General features: G+C 69.8%; 17 protein-coding genes. 10 read left to right on the top strand and 7 right to left on the bottom strand.

The window, feature by feature from the left end; genetic code table 11:
- Positions 1 to 290 precede the first annotated feature (290 nt).
- The 4 genes from ACWDSJ_RS17325 (at position 291) to rox (ending at position 4914) form a co-directional block, all read left to right on the top strand.
- Positions 291 to 1904 carry a PP2C family protein-serine/threonine phosphatase gene (locus ACWDSJ_RS17325; RefSeq protein WP_450033085.1) on the top strand — a complete coding sequence of 538 codons (1614 nt, stop codon included), beginning with the start codon at positions 291 to 293 and terminating at the stop codon, positions 1902 to 1904.
- A gap of 85 nt (positions 1905 to 1989) precedes the next feature.
- Positions 1990 to 3063 carry a cobalamin B12-binding domain-containing protein gene (locus tag ACWDSJ_RS17320; RefSeq protein ID WP_450033083.1) on the top strand — a complete coding sequence of 358 codons (1074 nt, stop codon included), beginning with the start codon at positions 1990 to 1992 and terminating at the stop codon, positions 3061 to 3063.
- Entirely contained in the window at positions 3060 to 3455 is a 396-nt protein-coding gene (locus ACWDSJ_RS17315) for an STAS domain-containing protein (protein WP_450033081.1), read from the top strand. Before ACWDSJ_RS17320 ends, ACWDSJ_RS17315 begins: the two co-directional genes overlap by 4 nt.
- 34 nt (positions 3456 to 3489) lie before the next feature.
- Complete coding sequence (rox, locus tag ACWDSJ_RS17310; RefSeq protein ID WP_450033079.1) at positions 3490 to 4914, top strand: rifampin monooxygenase; 1425 nt, start codon at positions 3490 to 3492, stop codon at positions 4912 to 4914.
- A 55-nt stretch (positions 4915 to 4969) separates the two neighbouring features.
- On the opposite strand, the gene ACWDSJ_RS17305 is transcribed toward rox, so the two are convergent.
- The 4 genes from ACWDSJ_RS17305 to ACWDSJ_RS17290 form a co-directional block, all read right to left on the bottom strand.
- Complete coding sequence (locus ACWDSJ_RS17305; RefSeq protein WP_450033077.1) at positions 4970 to 5686, bottom strand: DUF6882 domain-containing protein; 717 nt, start codon at positions 5684 to 5686, stop codon at positions 4970 to 4972.
- A 228-nt stretch (positions 5687 to 5914) separates the two neighbouring features.
- Positions 5915 to 6076 (bottom strand): hypothetical protein, encoded by a 162-nt coding sequence (locus ACWDSJ_RS17300; RefSeq protein ID WP_450033076.1) that lies wholly within the window; start codon positions 6074 to 6076, stop codon positions 5915 to 5917.
- A 39-nt stretch (positions 6077 to 6115) separates the two neighbouring features.
- Positions 6116 to 6766, bottom strand: a complete 651-nt coding sequence (locus ACWDSJ_RS17295) for a sterol desaturase family protein (RefSeq protein WP_450033074.1) — start codon at positions 6764 to 6766, stop codon at positions 6116 to 6118.
- Entirely contained in the window at positions 6763 to 7494 is a 732-nt protein-coding gene (locus ACWDSJ_RS17290) for a FadR/GntR family transcriptional regulator (protein WP_450033072.1), read from the bottom strand. Before ACWDSJ_RS17290 ends, ACWDSJ_RS17295 begins: the two co-directional genes overlap by 4 nt.
- Before the next feature lie 161 nt (positions 7495 to 7655).
- Between ACWDSJ_RS17290 and pheS the strand changes: the two genes are divergently transcribed.
- The 6 genes from pheS (at position 7656) to rpoB (ending at position 17140) form a co-directional block, all read left to right on the top strand.
- The gene (gene pheS / locus ACWDSJ_RS17285) at positions 7656 to 8714 is read left to right on the top strand and encodes a phenylalanine--tRNA ligase subunit alpha (RefSeq protein ID WP_450033070.1); all 1059 of its coding nucleotides are present in this window, start codon (positions 7656 to 7658) and stop codon (positions 8712 to 8714) included.
- Positions 8715 to 8744: 30 nt separating this feature from the next.
- Complete coding sequence (gene pheT / locus ACWDSJ_RS17280) at positions 8745 to 11270, top strand: phenylalanine--tRNA ligase subunit beta (RefSeq protein WP_450033068.1); 2526 nt, start codon at positions 8745 to 8747, stop codon at positions 11268 to 11270.
- A 307-nt stretch (positions 11271 to 11577) separates the two neighbouring features.
- On the top strand, positions 11578 to 11739 hold the full coding sequence (locus tag ACWDSJ_RS17275) for a hypothetical protein (RefSeq protein WP_387362147.1): 162 nt from the start codon (positions 11578 to 11580) through the stop codon (positions 11737 to 11739).
- Positions 11740 to 11951: 212 nt separating this feature from the next.
- Positions 11952 to 12443, top strand: a complete 492-nt coding sequence (locus ACWDSJ_RS17270; protein WP_450033066.1) for a hypothetical protein — start codon at positions 11952 to 11954, stop codon at positions 12441 to 12443.
- Positions 12444 to 12473: 30 nt separating this feature from the next.
- Complete coding sequence (locus ACWDSJ_RS17265; protein ID WP_450033065.1) at positions 12474 to 13502, top strand: hypothetical protein; 1029 nt, start codon at positions 12474 to 12476, stop codon at positions 13500 to 13502.
- 239 nt (positions 13503 to 13741) lie between these two features.
- The gene (gene rpoB, locus ACWDSJ_RS17260; RefSeq protein WP_450033063.1) at positions 13742 to 17140 is read left to right on the top strand and encodes a DNA-directed RNA polymerase subunit beta; all 3399 of its coding nucleotides are present in this window, start codon (positions 13742 to 13744) and stop codon (positions 17138 to 17140) included.
- Positions 17141 to 17146: 6 nt separating this feature from the next.
- Here rpoB and ACWDSJ_RS17255 read toward each other — a convergent pair whose 3' ends face one another.
- The 3 genes from ACWDSJ_RS17255 to ACWDSJ_RS17245 are packed head-to-tail and all read right to left on the bottom strand — an operon-like array spanning position 17147 to position 19327.
- Positions 17147 to 17551 carry a RidA family protein gene (locus ACWDSJ_RS17255; RefSeq protein WP_450033061.1) on the bottom strand — a complete coding sequence of 135 codons (405 nt, stop codon included), beginning with the start codon at positions 17549 to 17551 and terminating at the stop codon, positions 17147 to 17149.
- Complete coding sequence (locus ACWDSJ_RS17250) at positions 17541 to 18311, bottom strand: IclR family transcriptional regulator (protein WP_450033059.1); 771 nt, start codon at positions 18309 to 18311, stop codon at positions 17541 to 17543. The genes ACWDSJ_RS17255 and ACWDSJ_RS17250 overlap by 11 nt, the downstream gene beginning before the upstream one ends.
- A complete protein-coding gene (locus ACWDSJ_RS17245) occupies positions 18308 to 19327 on the bottom strand; it encodes a sugar kinase (RefSeq protein ID WP_450033057.1) in 1020 nt (339 codons plus the stop codon). The genes ACWDSJ_RS17250 and ACWDSJ_RS17245 overlap by 4 nt, the downstream gene beginning before the upstream one ends.
- Positions 19328 to 19356: the final 29 nt, after the last annotated feature.

The raw sequence follows: 19356 nt of genomic DNA, 5'->3' as shown, positions 1-19356 counted from the left end.
CGGCCCGCCGGTATGCGACCGGCGGGCCGGTTCGGATTTCTTGAGGGGCGACCGCGCTTCCCGCCCGGTGCGTCGCCGCCCGGATTCCCCGCTGACCGACGCGGGTATTCGGCGGGGTACGGTTATCGGAGGACACGCAGGTGTCCGTCGTCGCCCCCGACGGCTGGATTTGTCTCCACTGGTTCCACGCGATAGCTTCGAACGAGAACGACTTCGGCTGGTGTGCCCTCGGGTCGGTGAAGCAGCTCGCTGTCCCCCGCGGCAGATCACCAACGCCCAAGGGGGCTTTCGTGGAAGTCGAGACTGGTCTCGGTAATTCGTGGACCGCTCTTCCGTATCCGGTGCTCGTGGTCGATTCCGCGGGTGTCGTCGTGACGGTCAACGATCCCGTTCGAACGGTGTTACCCGGTGTTTCGCCGGGCGCGGCCCTGCGCGACGTGGGGCCGGAATGGCTGTGCGGCGCGCACGAGGTGGACGAACCGGTGGCGGTGTCCGGCAGTGTGGCCGGACGTGATTTCGACGCCCACCCCGTGGCCCTGCCCGGCGGTGAGGTGATGTGGTGGCTGGTGGAGGACACCGGCCGGTTGCTGCGGGAGGCCGAGGCGGCCCTGGCGCGCGAGCGGGAACGGGCCGCGCTGCTCGCCGAGGCGTCCACGGTGCTGATGTCGTCGCTGAACGTCGACCGGTGCATGGCCGCCGCGGTCCGGCTCGCCGCCCGGCATCTCGCGGACGCCGCGGTGCTCGTGGCTCCCGCACAGGGACAACGGCTTCCGATCGTGCACGGCTGTGCCGACGGCAGTGTGCGGCAGCGGACGGTGATCGCCGATCCGGACGCGGTCGCGGGACTCACCGAGGCGCTGCGCGGGTTTCCGCCGGTGCCGTCGCGGTGGATCGATCCGGCGAGCGTGCCGGAGTGGTTGATTCCCGACGATTTCGCCGGGCCGGTCGGGTCGGTGGTGATCACTCCGCTGCCCGGTCACGGGGTTCCGGCGGGGGCGCTGGTGTTGTTGCGGCACACCGATCAGATGGCGTTCAGCGAGGGCGAGGAGGTGTTCGCGCGGCTGTTCGCCGCGCGGGCGGGCGCCGCGCTGTCGGCCGCGCGGCTCTACGCCGAACAGGCCGCGATCACCGGTACGCTCATGCGAGATCTGTTGCCGCCCAAGCTGCAACGCGCGCACGGCGTCGAATTCGCCGGGGGCTACCGGGCTTCCGAGCACTACGAGGTGATCGGCGGGGACTTCTACGACGTCCATCCCGCCCGTGACGAGGACGGGGAGACACTGGTCGCGCTCGGGGACGTGTGCGGCAAGGGACTCGAGGCGGCGGTGCTCACCGGCAAGATCCGCAACACCCTGCACGCGTTGACGCCCATGGCCGTCGACCACGAGCGGGTGCTGCGGCTGCTCAACAGCGCGATGCTGTCCTCGCACCACACCCGGTTCGCCACGCTGGTGCTGGCGTCGGTGGCCCGCCGCGACGGTCAGGTCCGGTTGCGGCTGACCTGCGCCGGGCATCCGGCACCGCTGATCGTGCGCACCGACGGCCGCGTCGAAACCGCCGACACGCGAGGCACTCTCATCGGCGCGCTGCCGAAGATCTCCGCGCAGACGTTCCGCACGACCCTCGCGCCCGGGGAGACCTGCCTGCTCTACACCGACGGGGTCACCGAGGCCCGCGGCGGGCCGATGGGCGAGGACCTGTTCGGCGAGGAACGCCTCGCCGCCGGGCTCGCCGAATGCGCGGGTCTGCCCGCCGAGGCGGTGGTGGAACGGATCCAGATGCTCACCTCGCAATGGATCGGCACACGCAAGCACGACGACATCGCGATGGTGGCGATCACCGCGCCGCATCGGACGTATCTGAGTGCGGTGGATGGGCGGACGGCGGGGAGGTATACGGCGTGAGCGTGCGTCGCGTGGGGGCGGCGGGTCGCGGTGGGACCCGGCGTGCGGTGGGTTGTCGGAGTGGGGGCTCGGAAAGGTGTGCGGGATGAGTACGGAACGGCTGTGGGAGGCCGTGGTCGCCCGGGACGAATACGCGGCGGTCGCGGCGGTTTTCGCGGCGTTGGACGCGGGGATGTCGGCGGAGGAGGTGTTGCTCGAGGTGATCGCGCCCGTACAGCATCGGGTCGGGACGGAGTGGGCGGCCGATCGATTGACGGTCGCGCAGGAGCACGCGGCGACGGCGATCAATGATCGGGTGATCGCGGCGTTGGCGCATCGAAGCGCTGACAGCGTTGTGTCGCAACGGGATTCGGTGGGGCGGCGGGGGCGGGTGACGGTGGCGTGTGTGGATGGGGAGTGGCATGCGTTGCCGGCGCGGATCTTGGCGGAGGTGTTGCGGTTGCGGGGGTGGGAGGTGGATTTTCTCGGGGCGCATGTGCCCACGCCGCATTTGATCGCGCATCTGCATCAGCACGGGTCGGAGGCGGTGGCGTTGTCGTCGTCGATCGCGACGCGGCTGCCGACCGCGCACGCGGCGATCACCGCGTGTCAGGCGGCGGGGGTGCCGGTGCTGGTGGGCGGTGCGGCCTTCGGGCCGGACGGGCGGTACGCGCGGAAGCTGGGCGCCGACGGATGGGCGGGGGACGCCCGCGCGGCGGCCGACCGTCTGGCGCAAGGGTTTTCGCGGGTACACAGCTCGCCGACCCTGCAACCCATCGATGAGCTGCCGCATCTGGCCGATCAGGAGTACACGCTGGTCAGCCGGATCTCGGGGCAGTTGGTGCGGGCGACCATGGCCGGTCTGGCGGAACGGTTCCCGGCGCTGCGGGCCTACACGGCCCGGCAGACGCAGCACACCGCGGAGGATGTCGCGCACATCGTCGAGTTCCTGACCACCGCGCTCTACATCGATGACGAGGAGTTGTTCACCGGGTTCATCGCCTGGACCGCGGGCATTCTCGGCGCGCGCGGGGTGCCGCCGGGCGCGCTGCCCCCGGCGCTGGAGGTGCTGGCGGGGCAGCTGACGGAGTTCCCGCGCGCGCTGGCCCTGCTCGCGGCCGCGCGCGCCGCGCTCGACAGCGACGCGCTGCCGGGCGCCGGACTGGGGACGCCCGCATGAGGCGCACGGTGCCGGTGTCCGGGAATCTCGACTACGAGAACGCCGACGCGTTCGTGGCGGAGGTGGAGCGGTTGCTCGCGGAGCGGCCGGAGACCACGCGATTGCATCTGGATTGCACCGAGTTGACGTTCTGCGACTCGACCGGGCTGTCCGCGCTGCTGTTGATCCGCCGGCTCACCGAGACGGCGGGCATCGAGCTGCATCTGGACAACCGGCCGCCGGTGCTGGACCGAATGCTCGGTCTCACAGGCACTTTCGATCATCTGGTCGCCACGGCGGGGACGCCGGAGTCGGCGGGCGGCGGGCGTGACGAATCGCTGAACTCCCCTCCACTTTCAACATATAGCCGACAGGGGGCCTTGCGGCAAGGCCCGGGGGGTGCCGCAGAATAACCCGCCTCAGCCGAAATCGACGGATAGGCGGTTCATGTTCGACGTCATCATTGCCGGGGCCGGACCGACGGGCGCGATGCTCGCCGCGGAACTGCGGTTGCACGGGGTCGATGTGCTCGTGGTGGAGCGGGAGGCCGAGCCGCCCGCGTTCGTGCGGGCGCTCGGCCTGCACGTGCGCAGCATCGAGGTGATGGATCAGCGTGGTCTGCTCGAGCGGTTTCTCGAACACGGCCGCCGCTTCCCGGTCGGCGGGTTCTTCGCCGCGCTCACCAAGCCCGCGCCCGAGGGGCTCGACACCGCGCACGCCTACACCCTCGGCATACCCCAGACGATCACCGACCGGTTGCTGCTCGAGCACGCGGTGGAGGTCGGGGCCGAGATCCGGCGGGGCGCGGAACTGGTCGGGCTGACCCAGGACGAGCAGGGCGTGACCGTCCGGCTGGCGGATGGGACCGAGGTGCGCTCGCGCTATCTGGTGGGTTGCGACGGCGGGCGCAGTACGGTGCGCAAACTGCTCGGGGTCGGGTTTCCGGGGGAGCCGACGCGGGTGGAGACCCTGCTGGGGGAGATGGAGGTGGGCGTCTCGCCGGAGACGGTCACCGAGGTGGTGACCCGGGTGCGCGAGGTGCAGAAGCGGTTCGGGCTCGGGCCGGTGGGGGAGGGGCGGTACCGCGTCGTCGTGCCCGCCGACGGGGTGAGCGAAAACCCTTCGGAGCCACCGACTCTCGACGATTTCAAGCGGCAGTTGCGGGCGACCGCGGGGACGGATTTCGGGGTGCATTCGCCGCGGTGGCTGTCCCGGTTCGGCGACGCGACGCGGCTGGCCGAGCGGTATCGGGTCGGCCGGGTGCTGCTGGCGGGGGACGCGGCGCACGTGCATCCGCCCACCGGCGGGCAGGGGCTCAATCTCGGGGTGCAGGACGCGTTCAACCTCGGCTGGAAACTCGCGGCGGAGGTCGCGGGGTGGGCCCCGGCGGGACTGCTGGACAGCTATCACACCGAACGGCATCCGGTGGCCGCGGACGTGTTGAACAACACGCGCGCGCAGATGGAGTTGCTGGCCACCGAGCCCGGGCCGCAGGCGGTGCGAAAGCTGTTGGCGGAGTTGATGGATTTCGACGAGGTGAACCGGTATCTGATCGAGAAGGTGACCGCGATCGGGGTGCGCTACGACTTCGGTACGGGACATGAACTGCTCGGGCGGCGGTTGCGCGACGTGCCGTTGACGGGCGGGCGGCTGTACGAGTCGATGCGGGGCGGGCGCGGGCTGCTGCTGGATCGGACCGGGAAGCTGTCGGTCGACGGGTGGGCCGATCGGGTGGATCACCTGGTGGATGTCGACGCGGAACTCGATGTTCCGGCGGTGTTGTTGCGGCCCGATGGGCATGTGGCGTGGGTGGGGGAGGATCAGGACGGGTTGGTCGCGCAGGTGACGCGGTGGTTCGGGGCGGCGGGCTGATCGAGCCACGGTCTCATGTTCGGCGGGGCGGGCCTCGGAAATCGGTTGTGGGCGTTCAGGTTCGGGCGGGGACGTTCAGGTCGAGGGCTTCGGCGCGGCCGCGGGCGTCGAAGGTGATCGTGCCGGTGAGGGTGGGGGAGTCGACGGTCAGCAGGGTGTAGTCCGGGGTGAAGGTCCAGTTCATGCCGCGCAGCACGAGATAGCGGGTGATCGCGCGGCGGTGGTCGCGCAGGGAGAGGGTGGTGAGGCCCTGGGTGAGGGTGCGCATGACGCGGGTCGGGTCGGGGGCGGGGAGGCGGAAGGCCGGGTGTTCGACGAGGAAGGCGACGGTCGTGCCGTCCGCGCCCGCACCCAGGTAGCTGGTCCACCGGCCCGTCACGGCCTTGGCCGCCTCGGTCTGGGCGGTCGCGACCTGGAGGGGGCGGGGGCCGGGGAACGCGTCGAACGGCAGTTCCGCCGTGGCCAATTCGGCGATCCGGTGCGCGATCCCGAAGTCCCGCACCGTCTCCGACAGCTTGGACACCGCGGGCGGGAACCCCGACGGATTCGCCCACGCCCACATCCACGTCCCGGCCCCCACCGCCGCGGACCCGAGGAAATGGAACCGCGGGCACTCGATCGCCCCCCGCTCGGTATCGAACGCGAACACCCCCGCCCGCATATTCACCCGCCAGGAATGCTCCCCCAACACCTCACCCAGATACACCCGATGCTCGAACGACAACAGCGCGGCATCATCCAACAAATCCGGAAAGCGAGGTGATCGCGGCACGGTGGCACTCTAAAACGCCTGCGCCGCACGCGCACCGAGGACGGTCCCCATCGCCCGATCAGGCCACGAGACTCCAGACGACCAGGGGCACAAGGCAGATCAGATAACCGATTCCCGCGACCACCCCCAACCGGTGCACCCGCGTGCCGATACGACCAACTGAACCCACCCCGGAATCACGGACGATTCGTATCACGCGGGGTAGGTTCAGTGGGGACGTGACGGTTGTCAGTCCGGGGGTTCGCCTGAGCCCTCCGTGGTGTCTGTGGCGGGTTCGGGATGTTGGTTTTGGGCGGGGGTTTTGTCGTCGGGGGTGGGTGGGGTTTTGTCGCGGTCGGGTTTGATGGGGACCTCGTCGCTGTATTCGTCGCCTTGGTTGGGTTTCGTCACGGGGGCGGGGTTGCCGGGTGGGGGGTGGCTGAAACAAGGTCAGGGGTGGAGGGATTTGGTGGTGGGGGAGGTGGGGGTGGTGGTGGGGTCGGGGTGGGTGTGGAGGAGGCGGTCGGCGGTGCCGGAGGTGGTGACGGTGAACCAGTAGTGTTCGTTCTTGAAGTGGTGTAGGCGGTGGTTGCGGCGGACGGCCTGGAACAGGCGGGTGCGGGGCTGGTAGTCGGTGTGGATGAGGTAGTGGGTCCACTCGTAGTTGAGGCCCAGGGCGCCGAGGACCACCAGGAAGGTCAGGCCGAGGCCGGGGTGTGGGAAGGCCAGCAGGGCGATCGCGATCAGGGCGGGGAGCAGCCACAGGAACGTCTGCCACGGGATGAAGACCAGCGGGACGTCGCGGGGATCGGCGTGGTGCTCACGGTGTTTGCGGGCCAGCAGGGAATCGATGGTGAGGGGGCCGAGACGCCTTGGGCGCCAATGCAATACGCATACGTGGATCACCCACTCCGCGAACGGGAACACCGCCAGCATCACCAGCGGAACCACCGCGTCGCCGAGGCCCCAGCCGCCCACGATCAGCCGCGCGACGAGCGCCCCGGCGAGCATGGCGGCGATGATCCACGGCGAGGGCCGTCGCACGAACACCGCGAACGCCGCGCCGAGCGTGAACCGCCCGCGATCGGTCCTTGTCGTCATTTGTTCTCTCCTGACTCGTCCAGGCCGCGCAGCACCGGTTCGAATTCCGCCGCCGCGGCCGACAACAGTTCCCCCGCCGCCCGCCGGGCCGCCGCCGCGTCCCCGGCGCGCACGGCCCCGGCCAGCGCGCGATACCGCTCGATCCGGCTCACCTCGGCGACCATGACCTGCGCCAGGGCGGCCATGGTCGGCTCGTAGACCACCCGCAGATTGTTGAACAGCAGCCGGAACACGACGGAATCGGCGGCGTCGACCAGCACCTCCCAGAACCGCAGCGCCGCCCACTGCTGCTCCACCGGATCGCCTTGGTGCGCAAGGGAATCCACCGCGTCGTCGAGGGCGTCGGCGCGGGCGGTATCGGCCCGTTCGGCCGCGAGCGCGGCGACCTCGCGGCCCATCGCCGAGCGCGTCTCGAGGATGCTGCGCACGACCGCCGTGTCCAGCCGCCCCTTGCGCACGAGCAGCCGCGGCAGCATGTCCACCCCGGCGTGCCGCCGGAAATCGCGCACGGTCGTCGCCCCGCCCTGACGCACCTCGACCAGGCCGGTATGGGCCAGCCGCTGCAACGCCTCCCGGACCGTCGGTCGCGACACGCCCAGCGTCTCGGCCAGTTGGCGTTCGGCGGGCAGGGCCGCGCCGGGGGGCAGTTCGCCGTCGAGCACCTCGTCCACCAGCTGTTCGAAGACCGTGTCGGGGACGGTGCGACGGTCGATGCGCTGCAAGGCCATTCGCCCACGCTAGCCCCGAGATTGGTAAGAGGTCAAGTGGTCAGACCAGTCGATAACCGGATGAGGCGGCCTGCCTGCATCGCCTACGATTCGACCAGCAACAATGTCCGTGGGGCAGAGCGCCCGCAGCACCCAAAGCAGCAGGGGAGAGACGAACCATCGTGGCCGACGACAACGCAGCCGAGCAGAACGAGGCACTGAGCGAGGAGTCGCTCTCCGCCGCGGCCGACGCGGCGGAAAAGGCGTTCGCCGCTGCCACCACCCTCGACGAGCTCGCCGCCGCCAAGACCGAGTACATGGGCGGCAAGTCGCCGATCTCGTTGGCGCAGCGCTCGCTCGGCTCGTTGCCCAAGGAGCAGAAGGCCGACGCGGGCAAGCGGGTGAACGTCGCGCGCGCCCGGGTCAGCGAGTCCTATCAGGCGCGTCACGCGCAGTTGCAGGCCGAGCGCGACGAGGCGGTGCTGGTCGCCGAGGCCATCGATGTCACGCTGCCCGCGCGGCGGCAGGCCGTGGGCGCGCGGCATCCGATCACCACGCTGTCCGAGCGGGTCGCCGATGTGTTCGTGGCCATGGGCTGGGAGGTCGCCGAGGGGCCCGAGGTCGAGACCGAGCACTTCAACTTCGACGCGCTGAACTTCCTGCCCGACCATCCGGCGCGGACCATGCAGGACACCTTCCACGTCGCGCCCGAGGGGTCGCGGCAGGTGCTGCGCACGCACACCTCCCCGGTCCAGGTCCGCTCGCTGCTCGAGCGGGAGCTGCCGATCTATGTGGTGTGCCCGGGGCGCACGTTCCGCACCGACGAGCTCGACGCCACCCACACCCCGGTGTTCTCGCAGGTCGAGGGGCTGGCGGTGGACAAGGGCCTGACCATGGCGCATCTGCGCGGCACCCTGGACGCGTTCGCGCGGGCGCTGTTCGGGCCCGACACGCGAACCCGGATGCGCCCCAGCTACTTCCCGTTCACCGAGCCGTCGGCGGAGGTGGACGTGTGGTTCCCGGACAAGAAGGGCGGCGCGGGCTGGGTCGAGTGGGGCGGCTGCGGGATGGTCAATCCGCGGGTGCTCATCGCCAGCGGCATCGACCCGGAGGTCTACAGCGGCTTCGCGTTCGGCATGGGCCTCGAGCGCACGCTCCAGTTCCGCAACGGGATTCCCGATATGCGCGACATGGTCGAAGGCGACGTGCGTTTCACGCTGCCGTTCGGTGTCCAGTCCTGACCGTCTTCCCACGAGAAAGCGAAACGTCAAGTGCGAGTAGCACAGTCCTGGCTGGCCGAAGTCCTGCAGCGCACCACGCCCGGGTGGTCGGTGACGCCGGAGGAGCTCGACGCCGGGTTCACCCGGGTCGGCCTCGAGGTCGAGGAGATCGAGACCCTCGCGCCGGTCACCGGTGACCTCGAGCGGCCGCTGGTGGTCGGGCGGGTCGCCGAGATCACCGAGTTGACCGAGTTCAAGAAGCCGATCCGGTTCTGCAAGGTGGACATCGGCAAGCCGGAACTCCAGGAGATCATCTGCGGCGCAACGAATTTCGCGGTCGGTGATCTGGTCGTGGTGGTGTTGCCGGGCGGTGTGCTGCCGGGCGGGTTCGCCATCTCCTCGCGCAAGACCTACGGGCACACCTCGCACGGGATGATCTGCTCGGTGGCCGAATTGGGCATCGGCAAGGATCATTCGGGGATCCTGGTGCTGGAGCCGGGGACCGCCGAGCCGGGGGCGGACGCCAACGAACTGCTCGGGCTCGGGGACACCGTGGTGGAGCTGGCGATCACGCCGGATCGGGGGTACGCGTTCTCGGTGCGCGGGTTGGCGCGGGAGCTGGCGTGCGGCTTCGATCTCGAGTACGCCGATCCGGCGGTGCGCACGCTGCCCGGCCCCGGCGAAGGGCATGCCGGGGCCCTGGAAGAGGGGCCCGCGTGGTCGGTCACGCTGGAGCCCGAATCCCTGTGCACGCGGTTCGCGGCGCGGCGGGTGAGCGGCATCGATCCGAAGGCCGTGAGCCCGTGGTGGTTGCAGCGGCGGCTGTTGCTGTCGGGGGTGCGGCCGATCTCGCCGGCCGTGGACGTCACCAACTACGTGATGCTCGAGCTCGGGCAGCCGCTGCACGCGTTCGACGCCGGGAAACTCAACGGCGGCTTGGTGGTTCGGCGCGCGCACAAGGGTGAGACGCTGCGCACGCTCGACGACGTGGAGCGCACGCTCGACCCGGAGGACGTGGTGATCGCCGACCAGTCCGGGGTGCAGTCGCTGGCGGGGGTGATGGGCGGTGCGGCCACCGAGGTGGCCGACGATTCCACCGACATCCTGCTCGAGGCCGCGACCTGGAATCCCGTGGCGATCGCGCGGACCGTGCGGCGGCACAAGCTGCCCTCCGAGGCCGCGAAACGCTATGAGCGCGTGGTCGATCCGGAGATCAATGTGGCCGCGCTGGATCGCGCCGCGACGCTGCTGGCCGAGATCGCCGGGGGCACCGTCGAATCCGCCCTCACCGATGTGCGGGTGCCGACGCCGGGACCGCGGCCGATCCGCATCGATATCAATCTCGCCGATCGGACCGCGGGCGTGGCGTATCCGACCGGGAGTTCGGCGCGGCGGCTCGCGCAGATCGGGTGCGCGGTCGAGGTCGGGGTCAGCGAGTCCGGGCACGGGCAGCTGGTGGTCACCCCGCCGAGCTGGCGGCCGGATCTGAGCCAGCCCGCCGACCTGGTCGAGGAGGTGCTGCGGCTCGAGGGGCTGGACAAGATTCCGTCGGTGTTGCCGAGCGCGCCTGCCGGACGGGGACTCACCGCGACGCAGCGGCGGCGGCGAGCGGTCAGCCGGGCGCTGGCGTTCGCGGGGACCGTGGAGGTGCCGGTGTCGCTGTTCATGCCGGGCGCCGCGTTCGACACGTGGGGGCTCGACGCCGACGATCCACGGCGCAACGCCCTGCGGGTGCTCAATCCGCTCGACGTGGAGCGGGCGGAGCTGGCGACGACGCTGCTGCCCGGACTGCTGGAAGTGGCCGCGCGCAACATCTCTCGCGGTGAACGGGATCTGGCCGTCTACGGGATCGCGCAGGTGGTGCTGCCGACGCCGCACACGGGTCCGGTGGAGCCCTTGCCGGTGGACCGGCGGCCGACCGACGAACAGATTGCGGCGCTGTTGAATTCGCTGCCCGAACAGCCGGTGCACGTCGCGGCCGTGCTGGCCGGGCGGCGCGAACCGCGCGGTCCGTGGGGGCCGGGGCGGGCCGCCGAGGCCGCCGACGCGTTCGCGCTCGTGGACGCCATCGGCGATGCGGCCGGGGTGCGGATCGAGCGGCGGGCGGCGGCGTATCTGCCGTGGCATCCGGGCCGGTGCGCGGAGCTGGTCGTCGAGGGCCGGGTGGTCGGCCACGCCGGGGAGCTGCATCCGGCGGTGCTCGAGCGGGCGGGTCTGCCGCCGCGCACCTGTGCTCTCGAACTGGATCTGGACGCGTTGCCGCTGCGCGAGATTCGCCCGGCGCCCGCGGTGTCGCCGTTCCCGGCGGTGTTGCAGGACGTCTCGGTGAGCGTGGACCGGGCGGTGCCCGCCGCCTCGGTCGAATCCGCGTTGCGCGCCGGGGCCGGGGAACTGCTCGAGGACATCGCCCTGTTCGACGTCTACGAGGGCGCCCAGGCCGGAGAAGGCCGCCGCTCCCTCACCTACGCCCTGCGTTTCCGCGCCCCCGACCGCACCCTCACCGAGGACGAGGCCAGCGCGGCCCGCGATGCCGCGGTGGCCGCGGCCGCCGATGCCGTGGGGGCCGCGCTGCGCTGACTCGCGGGCGAGGCTGGGCGGCACCGCGATTCGGTGCCGCCCCGAGAGGGTTGTTGAGCAGCGGGGACTTTCACGGGCCATCGAGGAGGTCGCGAAGGCGGCGGCGGGGATGGGTGGCGAGTACTTCCATGTCAGCGACTCGCTGGGGGCGACGATCCGGGCCGAGGTGTATCGGCGGGGGCGGCGAGGTTCATAACGATTCGGCGGCGGGTTCGCCGGTGAGGTGATCTCGGGGGTCCGGTGGGGTACTAGTTCGAGAATCCCACTGGCACAGCGTGTTCGAGCGCTAGGGACCGAGGAGAACGCCATGAACGAGCCGGTTTGCATCGATTGCTGGCGCCGCGACAACCTCACCTTCGTACAACGACTCGATCCGGCCTTCGTCACCCCCGGCCCCGTCCACCGCTGCGTCCCGCACCGCACGGCCCACGAGGACCTGCGCGGCGGCCCCGCACCACAGGCCGCCTGAGGGCGGTGCCGTGCACGTCCGGGCCAATAGGTGCGCGCCCGGGCCGTGAGGTGCGCGGCTGAGACGTGGGGTGCGCGCTTGAGCTGGGGGTGCACGGCCGGGCGATGGGGTGCGCCGAGGACGTGGGCGCGCGGCGGGGCCGTGAGGTGTGCGGCTGAGGCGTGAGGTGCGCGGACGGGTCGTGGGTGGGTGGGAGTGCGTAGCCTGGAAGTATGTCTGAGATCGGGGATTTCGCGGCGCTGTTGGCGGCTCTGAAGGATGAGGATCTGCTGGCCGTTGTCGCTACCGCGACCACCGGTCGGCCCGCGTTGGATCGGCTGCATCTGGTGGCTGTCGAATTGGCCGGGCACACCGGTCATATCGAGGTGCGGGGGGATGTGACTTCGACCACGGGCGGCCCGGGGCCGGGGGTGCCGGATGCCACGCCTGCGACATACGGGCAGGTCGCGCCCGTGAGTGGAACGGGGATGTCGCCGGGTGGGATCGGGGAAGTCGGGGGTTATTCTCCCGGGGGCGTACCTACTTTCGAGTCAGTTCGCGATAAGGTCGAGCAGCGCTTCGGTACCGCACAGGGGATGGGCGAACTCGATCGGCAGACACCGGCGGGCCGCAGTGCCGACGAACAGTGGCAAGCGCGGGAGAAGGCCGCGCGCGACCGTTTGGACGAGATTCGGAACTCGATGCGCCGCAACGACTCCGGCTAGTCCGGCGGTCCGGACGAATCGAGGGTACCGATGACCGAACCGCGGGAGATCGCCGAACGACTGCTCGACGCCCAGGTGGACTTCATCCTCTCGGAGGTGTCCGGCGACCGATTCGCCGAGGTCGTCGCCCGCGACGTGGCCACCGTGCTCGAGGTGGCCGACACCATCGTCTTCCGGGACGTCGTCGCCGTCGACCAGGCCAAGCTGACCGTGCGCAAGGTCGTCGACCACGGCGGCGACAGCCCGCTGCTGCGCGAACTGCTCGGCGTGCTGGCGAATTCGCTCTACGACCACATCGCGGGCAACGACGACTACACCCTCGGCGACGTCGTCGAGCGCGAACCCGTCGAGGCCCTGCTCGAGAAGATCCTCGGCATGTACGGCACCCAGGAACGCCTGCTCGACCGCCTCAGCGAGGCCCCGACCGCCGGACCGGTCGCCGCGAAGTTCTCCGACATGCTCATCGACGACATCCTCGAGGCGAACAAGAAGATCGCGGGCCGCGTGCCCGGCGCGGGTTCGCTGATGTCGCTGGGCCAGTCCGCGGTGAAGTCCGCGCGCAAGGCCGTGGAGAACAGCCGCGTCGGCGATCTCGCCGCCCGCGGCACCCTCTACGCGCTCAAGCGGGTCACCAACGCCATCCGCGAGACCCTGCGCGAGGCGCCCGTGCACGGCGCGGCCATGGAGTTCTGGGATCTGCACGCGGGCGAACCGGTCAGCGGGCTGCGCGACTACCTGAGCCAGGCCGATCTGCGCGAGCTGGTGCTGCTCGTGCACGAGATCGTGAAGACCAGCCGCAACAAGGAATACGTCGGCCTGCTGCTCGACGAGTCGGTGGAGGTCTTCTTCGCCCGGTACGGGGACCACACCCTCGCCGGGCTGCTGCCCGAACTCGGCCTCACCGCCGACGACATCAGCGAGGAGATCCTGCGCTACGGCCCCGCGGTGATCGAGGCCGCCAAGCGGGACGGCGTGCTGGCGGCCCGGATTCGCGAACGGCTCGAACCCTTCTACACCTCCGACCAGGTGCTGGGCCTTCTCGATTTGACTAATCCCTGATCCCGTGCCATTCTAAAAATGGGAAGACACAGAAGCATTCAAGTGTCTCTTTCGTCGTGCTCTCGACATATCTCTTCTTTCCGTGTAGTTTGAGACCTCGCGCCGGGGCGCGTGCTGTCCAACTCTCGCCAGAATGAAACATCTCTACCCGTCGTTGTCGAGGCATGTTCGGGTGGCGTCCGGCACGGTGCGCAATCAATTCACCGCACCCAAACGCATACCGTGGGGAAGGACGCATCTTGGCAGTCTCGAGTCGTACCGGGCGGGTCTCGTTCGCGAAAATCCGTGAGCCACTGGCGGTTCCGCAGTTGCTGTCGGTTCAGACCGATTCGTTCCGATGGCTGGTCGAAGAGGGTCTGGCCGAGGTTCTCGACGAGATCAGCCCCATCGAGGACTTCGGCGAGACGATGTCGCTGACGCTGTCGCAGCCTCGTTTCGAGGAGGTCAAGGCCTCGGTCGACGAGTGCAAGGACAAGGACATGACCTACGCGGCGCCGTTGTTCGTCACCGCGGAGTTCATCAACAACAACACCGGCGAGATCAAGTCGCAGACGGTCTTCATGGGCGATTTCCCGATGATGACCGATACCGGCACCTTCGTGGTGAACGGCACCGAGCGGGTCATCATCTCCCAGCTGGTCCGCTCCCCGGGCGTCTACTTCGACCGGACCATCGACAAGTCCACCGAGAAGACGCTGCACAGCGCGCGGATCATCCCCTCGCGCGGCGCCTGGCTCGAATTCGACATCGACAAGCGCGACACCGTCGGCGTGCGCATCGACCGCAAGCGTCGCCAGCCGGTGACCGTGCTGCTCAAGGCGCTCGGCTGGACCACCGAGCGGATCACCGAACGGTTCGGGTTCTCCGGCATCCTGCTGTCGTCGCTGGAGAAGGACAACACCCCGGGCCAGGACGAGGCGCTGCTCGACATCTACCGCAAGCTGCGTCCGGGCGAGCCGCCGACCAAGGAGTCCGCGCAGACGCTGCTGGAGAACCTGTTCTTCAGCGAGAAGCGCTACGACCTCGCGCGGGTGGGCCGCTACAAGATGAACAAGAAGCTCGGGATCCACACCGGCGAGGCGGTCGGCGCGCCGGTGCTCACCGAGGAGGATCTCGTCGCGATCATCGAGTATCTGCTGCGGCTGCACGCCGGGGAGACGACGATGACCGCGCCCGGGGGCATCGAGGTGCCCGTGGACGTGGACGATATCGACCACTTCGGCAACCGCCGACTACGCACGGTCGGCGAGCTGATCCAGAACCAGTTCCGGGTCGGACTGTCGCGCATGGAACGCGTTGTGCGCGAACGCATGACGACCCAGGACGTGGAGGCCATCACCCCGCAGACGCTGATCAACATCCGGCCCGTGGTCGCGGGGCTGCGGGAGTTCTTCGGCACCTCGCAGCAGTCGCAGTTCATGGAGCAGCGCAATCCGCTGGCGAGCCTCACCCACAAGCGCCGCCTGTCGGCGCTGGGCCCGGGCGGCCTGAACCGGGAGCGGGCCAGCCTCGAGGTCCGCGACGTGCACTACAGCCACTACGGCCGGATGTGCCCGATCGAGACGCCGGAGGGCCCGAACATCGGGTTGATGGGGTATCTGTCGGTGTACGCGCGGGTGAACCCCTTCGGGTTCATCGAGACCCCGTACCGCAAGGTGGTCGACGGCCGGGTCACCGACGAGGTGGACTATCTGTCCGCCGATCAGGAGGACCTGCACGTGGTCGCGCAGGCGAACGAGCCGCTCGACGCCGACGGCCGTTTCGTCGCCGACCGAATCGCGGTGCGCCGCAAGAACTCCGAGGTCGAGCTGGTCCCCGCCGCCGCGATCGACTACATGGATGTGTCGCCGCGGCAGATGGTTTCGGTCGCCACGGCGATGATCCCGTTCCTCGAGCACGACGACGCCAACCGCGCGCTCATGGGCGCCAATATGCAGAAGCAGGCCGTCCCGCTGATCCGCTCGGAGGCCCCGATCGTCGGCACCGGGATGGAGGTGCGCGCCGCGATCGATTCCGGTGAGGTCGTGGTGAACGAGAAAGACGGTGTGGTGGAGGAGGTTTCGGCCGACTACATCACCGTCATGCATGACGACGGCACCCGCCGCAGCTACCGGTTGCGGAAGTTCGCGCGGTCGAACCAGGGCACCTGCGCGAATCAGCGTCCGATCGTGGACGAGGGTCAGCGGGTGGAGAAGGGTCAGGTTCTGGCCGACGGTCCGTGCACCGAGAACGGTGAGATGGCGCTGGGCAAGAACCTGCTCGTCGCGGTCATGCCGTGGGAGGGTCACAACTACGAGGACGCGATCATCCTGTCGCAGCGTCTCGTGGAGGAGGATGTGCTGACCTCGATCCATATCGAGGAGCACGAGATCGACGCCCGGGACACGAAGTTGGGTGCGGAGGAGATCACTCGCGATATCCCGAATGTGTCCGATGAGGTGCTCGCCGATCTGGACGAGCGCGGCATCGTGCGTATCGGCGCGGAGGTCCGTGACGGTGACATCCTGGTCGGCAAGGTGACCCCGAAGGGTGAGACCGAGCTGACGCCGGAGGAGCGGTTGCTGCGGGCGATCTTCGGTGAGAAGGCCCGCGAGGTGCGTGACACCTCGTTGAAGGTGCCGCACGGTGAGTCCGGCAAGGTGATCGGTATCCGCGTGTTCTCCCGCGAGGACGACGACGATCTGCCGCCGGGCGTGAACGAGCTGGTCCGGGTGTATGTGGCGCAGAAGCGCAAGATCCAGGACGGCGACAAGCTCGCCGGTCGCCACGGCAACAAGGGTGTGATCGGCAAGATCCTCGCGAAGGAGGATATGCCGTTCCTGCCCGACGGGACCCCGGTCGACATCATCCTGAACACCCACGGTGTGCCGCGTCGTATGAACATCGGCCAGATCCTGGAGACCCACCTGGGCTGGATCGGCAAGGCGGGCTGGGATGTTCGGCTCGCCGACGGGACGCGACCGGACTGGGCGGGGCGGCTGTCGGAGGATCTGCTGGCGGCCGACCCCGACACCAAGGTGGCGACACCGGTGTTCGACGGGGTGCGCGAGGACGAACTCACCGGGCTGCTGTCGTCCACACTGCCCAATCGCGACGGGGAGGTCATGGTCGGCGAGGACGGCAAGGCGACGCTGTTCGACGGTCGCACGGGCGAACCGTTCCCGTACCCGATCGCCGTGGGCTACATGTACATCCTGAAGCTGCACCACCTGGTCGACGACAAGATCCACGCGCGCTCGACCGGTCCGTACTCGATGATCACCCAGCAGCCCCTCGGTGGTAAGGCGCAGTTCGGTGGTCAGCGCTTCGGCGAGATGGAGTGCTGGGCCATGCAGGCCTACGGCGCGGCCTACACACTCCAGGAACTGCTGACCATCAAGTCCGACGACGTGGTCGGTCGCGTGAAGGTGTACGAGGCGATCGTCAAGGGCGACAATGTGCCCGAGGCCGGGGTGCCCGAATCGTTCAAGGTGCTGCTCAAGGAGCTCCAGTCGCTGTGCCTCAATGTCGAGGTGCTGTCGGCGGGTTCGGCCGTCGAGCTGAACACCGGCGACGACGATATCGATCGCACCGCGGCGAATCTCGGAATCACGCTGTCGCGCAACGAATCCGCCGCGGTGAACGATCTGCCGGGCTGAGTCCGGTCAGTCCACGATCGCCAGCGCGTCGATCTCCACCAGCATCTCCAGGCGGGGTAGGCCGGTGAAGACCGTTGTGCGGCACGGGAGTACGTCACCCGTCGTGTGGTTCCCGACGAACGCGCCGTAGGCGTCGTTCATGAGCGGGAAGTCCTCGCGGCGGGTGAGGTACACCCGCAGCATCACCACATCGTCGAAGCGCGCGCCCGCCGCCTCGACGATCGCCCGGACGTTCTCCAGGGTCCGGACGGTCTGGGCGGCCACGTCGCCGGGATGGACGTAGTCGCCGGTGGCCGGGTCGACCGGGCCCTGCCCGGACACCTGGACGAACGAGCCCTTGCGCACGCCCTGCGAGAAGGTGTGCGCCGGGGCGGGCGCGGCGGCGGTGCGGACGGCGAGTTTATCGGTCATGGACGGCCTTTCGGGGTTCGGGGCTCCAGCCGAGCCCGGCGGACACACTGTCGGCGGTGGCGCGCAGGCGGGGCAGCAGGCCCAGCACCTGGTCGTGATCGAGGAGCAGATCCGGCACCGACACCGACAGCGCGGCGGTCACCGCGCCCGTGCCGTCGCGGATCGGGACCGCCACGCAGTTGACGAAGCTCTCGTGCTCCTCGCGGTCCTCGGCGAAGCCTTGCGCCGCAACGGTTTCCAGCTCCGCGAGGTAGCTGTCCGGGTCGCCGAGGGTGTGTTCGGTGAAGCGGCGGTAGTCGATCCGCTCCGCGATCTCGCGCCACCGCGCCCGCGGTTCCCCCGCCACCAGCACCTTGCCCACGGCCGTGCAGTGCAGCGGCGCGGGGCGGCCCACCCGCGAGTACATGCGCACGCTCTGGGTGGCGTCGAGCTTGTCGATGTAGACGGCCTCGCCGGATTCGTAGGTGGCCAGGTGCACGGTCTGACCGGTGGCCGCGTTGAGCGCCTCCAGATGCGGGCGGGCCACCGTGCGCACGTCGCGGCGCTCCAGCGAGCGGTTGGCCAGCTCGAACAGCCGCGCCCCCAACGTGTATCGATGATCGCTGCCGTGGGTGACGAACCGCTGCGCCTCCATGGTCTGCAACAGGCGCAGCACCGTCGACTTGTGCACGCCCAGCGCGGCGGCCAGCTGGTCCAGGCTGCGGGCGTCCTCGCCGAGTTCGGTGAGGATCGTCAGCGCTCGGCGCAGGCTCTGGCTCACGACGTTCCCTCCACCCGTATCCGCGCCCACTCCGAACACGGTGCGGCCGCGTGCTTTTCGAGCCGCTGCCGGGGCGGCAGTTCGGCCACGTCGCCGGTCCCGGTGAGCGCCGCCGCCGCGCACAGGTGACCGAAGCGCAGCAGCTGTTCGTGCGGGCGGCCGTGCAGCAGGGCCGCGAGATAGCCGCCCGCGAAGGCGTCGCCCGCGCCGATCGCCTCGGTCACCTCCAGCCGCAGGGCCGGGACCTCGGTCCAGCGTTCGCCGAGGAACCCGGTGACCGAATGACCGCTGTTCTTGACCACCAGATGCCGTGGGCGCGGGAACATCTCGCGCAGCCGGGCCGGATCGCCGGTGCCGAAGACCTCCTCGGCCTCGTCCGCGCCCACGAACACCACGTCGGCGCGGCGGACGTGCGCGGCCAGCACGTCGGCCGCCGACTCCGGACGCCGAATCCACAGGGCGGGACGGTAATTCACGTCGAAACCGATCAGGCGATCGCCGCGCGGGCGGGCCAGCAGCGCCTCGGTGAGGGCGGTGGCCGACGGGGAGAGCGCGGTGGTGACGCCGGTGAAGTGGACGAGCGCGGCGCGGTCGAGCAGGGGCGCGGCGGCGGTGAGGTCGGCGGGGGACAGCGCGCTGGCCGCCGACCCGGTGCGGTAGTACAGCATCCGGCTGGCGCCCGCCGCGAGATCGGTGGGCCGGTCCGAGCCGCCGCCGCGCTCCTTGACGTACACGCCGGTCGGCCGGGCCGGGTCCACGTGGACCGCGCTGGTGTCCACGCCCCGGGAGGCCAGATGCCGCATCAGGTAGCGGCCGAACCCGTCGTCGCCGACCCGGGATATCCACGCGGTCGGCACGCCGAGCTGGGCGAGCACGGTCGCGACATTCACCTCCGCGCCGCCCGCGGTGCGTTCGAAGACGGGGGAATCCTCCAACGGCCCCGGGCGGGCGACCAGCACGGCCAATCCCTCGCCCACGGTGACGGCGCGCGGCGGGGTCGGCGTGGGGCGGCTCACGGAAACTCCTCGGAACGCTTGCGGGTCGC

This window comes from Nocardia sp. NPDC003482, from assembly GCF_053588115.1.
This window is presented reverse-complemented; position numbering and strand designations above follow the sequence as displayed.

Excerpts from the sequence above, each read along its gene's own strand:
- ACWDSJ_RS17290 (WP_450033072.1), bottom strand. The coding sequence starts at position 7,494 with ATGGCCTTGCAGCGCATCGACCGTCGCACCGTCCCCGACACGGTCTTC.
- ACWDSJ_RS17275 (WP_387362147.1), top strand. The coding sequence starts at position 11,578 with ATGAACGAGCCGGTTTGCATCGATTGCTGGCGCCGCGACAACCTCACC.
- ACWDSJ_RS17295 (WP_450033074.1), bottom strand. The coding sequence starts at position 6,766 with ATGACGACAAGGACCGATCGCGGGCGGTTCACGCTCGGCGCGGCGTTC.
- ACWDSJ_RS17255 (WP_450033061.1), bottom strand. The coding sequence starts at position 17,551 with ATGACCGATAAACTCGCCGTCCGCACCGCCGCCGCGCCCGCCCCGGCG.
- ACWDSJ_RS17265 (WP_450033065.1), top strand. The coding sequence starts at position 12,474 with ATGACCGAACCGCGGGAGATCGCCGAACGACTGCTCGACGCCCAGGTG.
- ACWDSJ_RS17315 (WP_450033081.1), top strand. The coding sequence starts at position 3,060 with ATGAGGCGCACGGTGCCGGTGTCCGGGAATCTCGACTACGAGAACGCC.
- ACWDSJ_RS17270 (WP_450033066.1), top strand. The coding sequence starts at position 11,952 with ATGTCTGAGATCGGGGATTTCGCGGCGCTGTTGGCGGCTCTGAAGGAT.
- ACWDSJ_RS17320 (WP_450033083.1), top strand. The coding sequence starts at position 1,990 with ATGAGTACGGAACGGCTGTGGGAGGCCGTGGTCGCCCGGGACGAATAC.
- rox (WP_450033079.1), top strand. The coding sequence starts at position 3,490 with ATGTTCGACGTCATCATTGCCGGGGCCGGACCGACGGGCGCGATGCTC.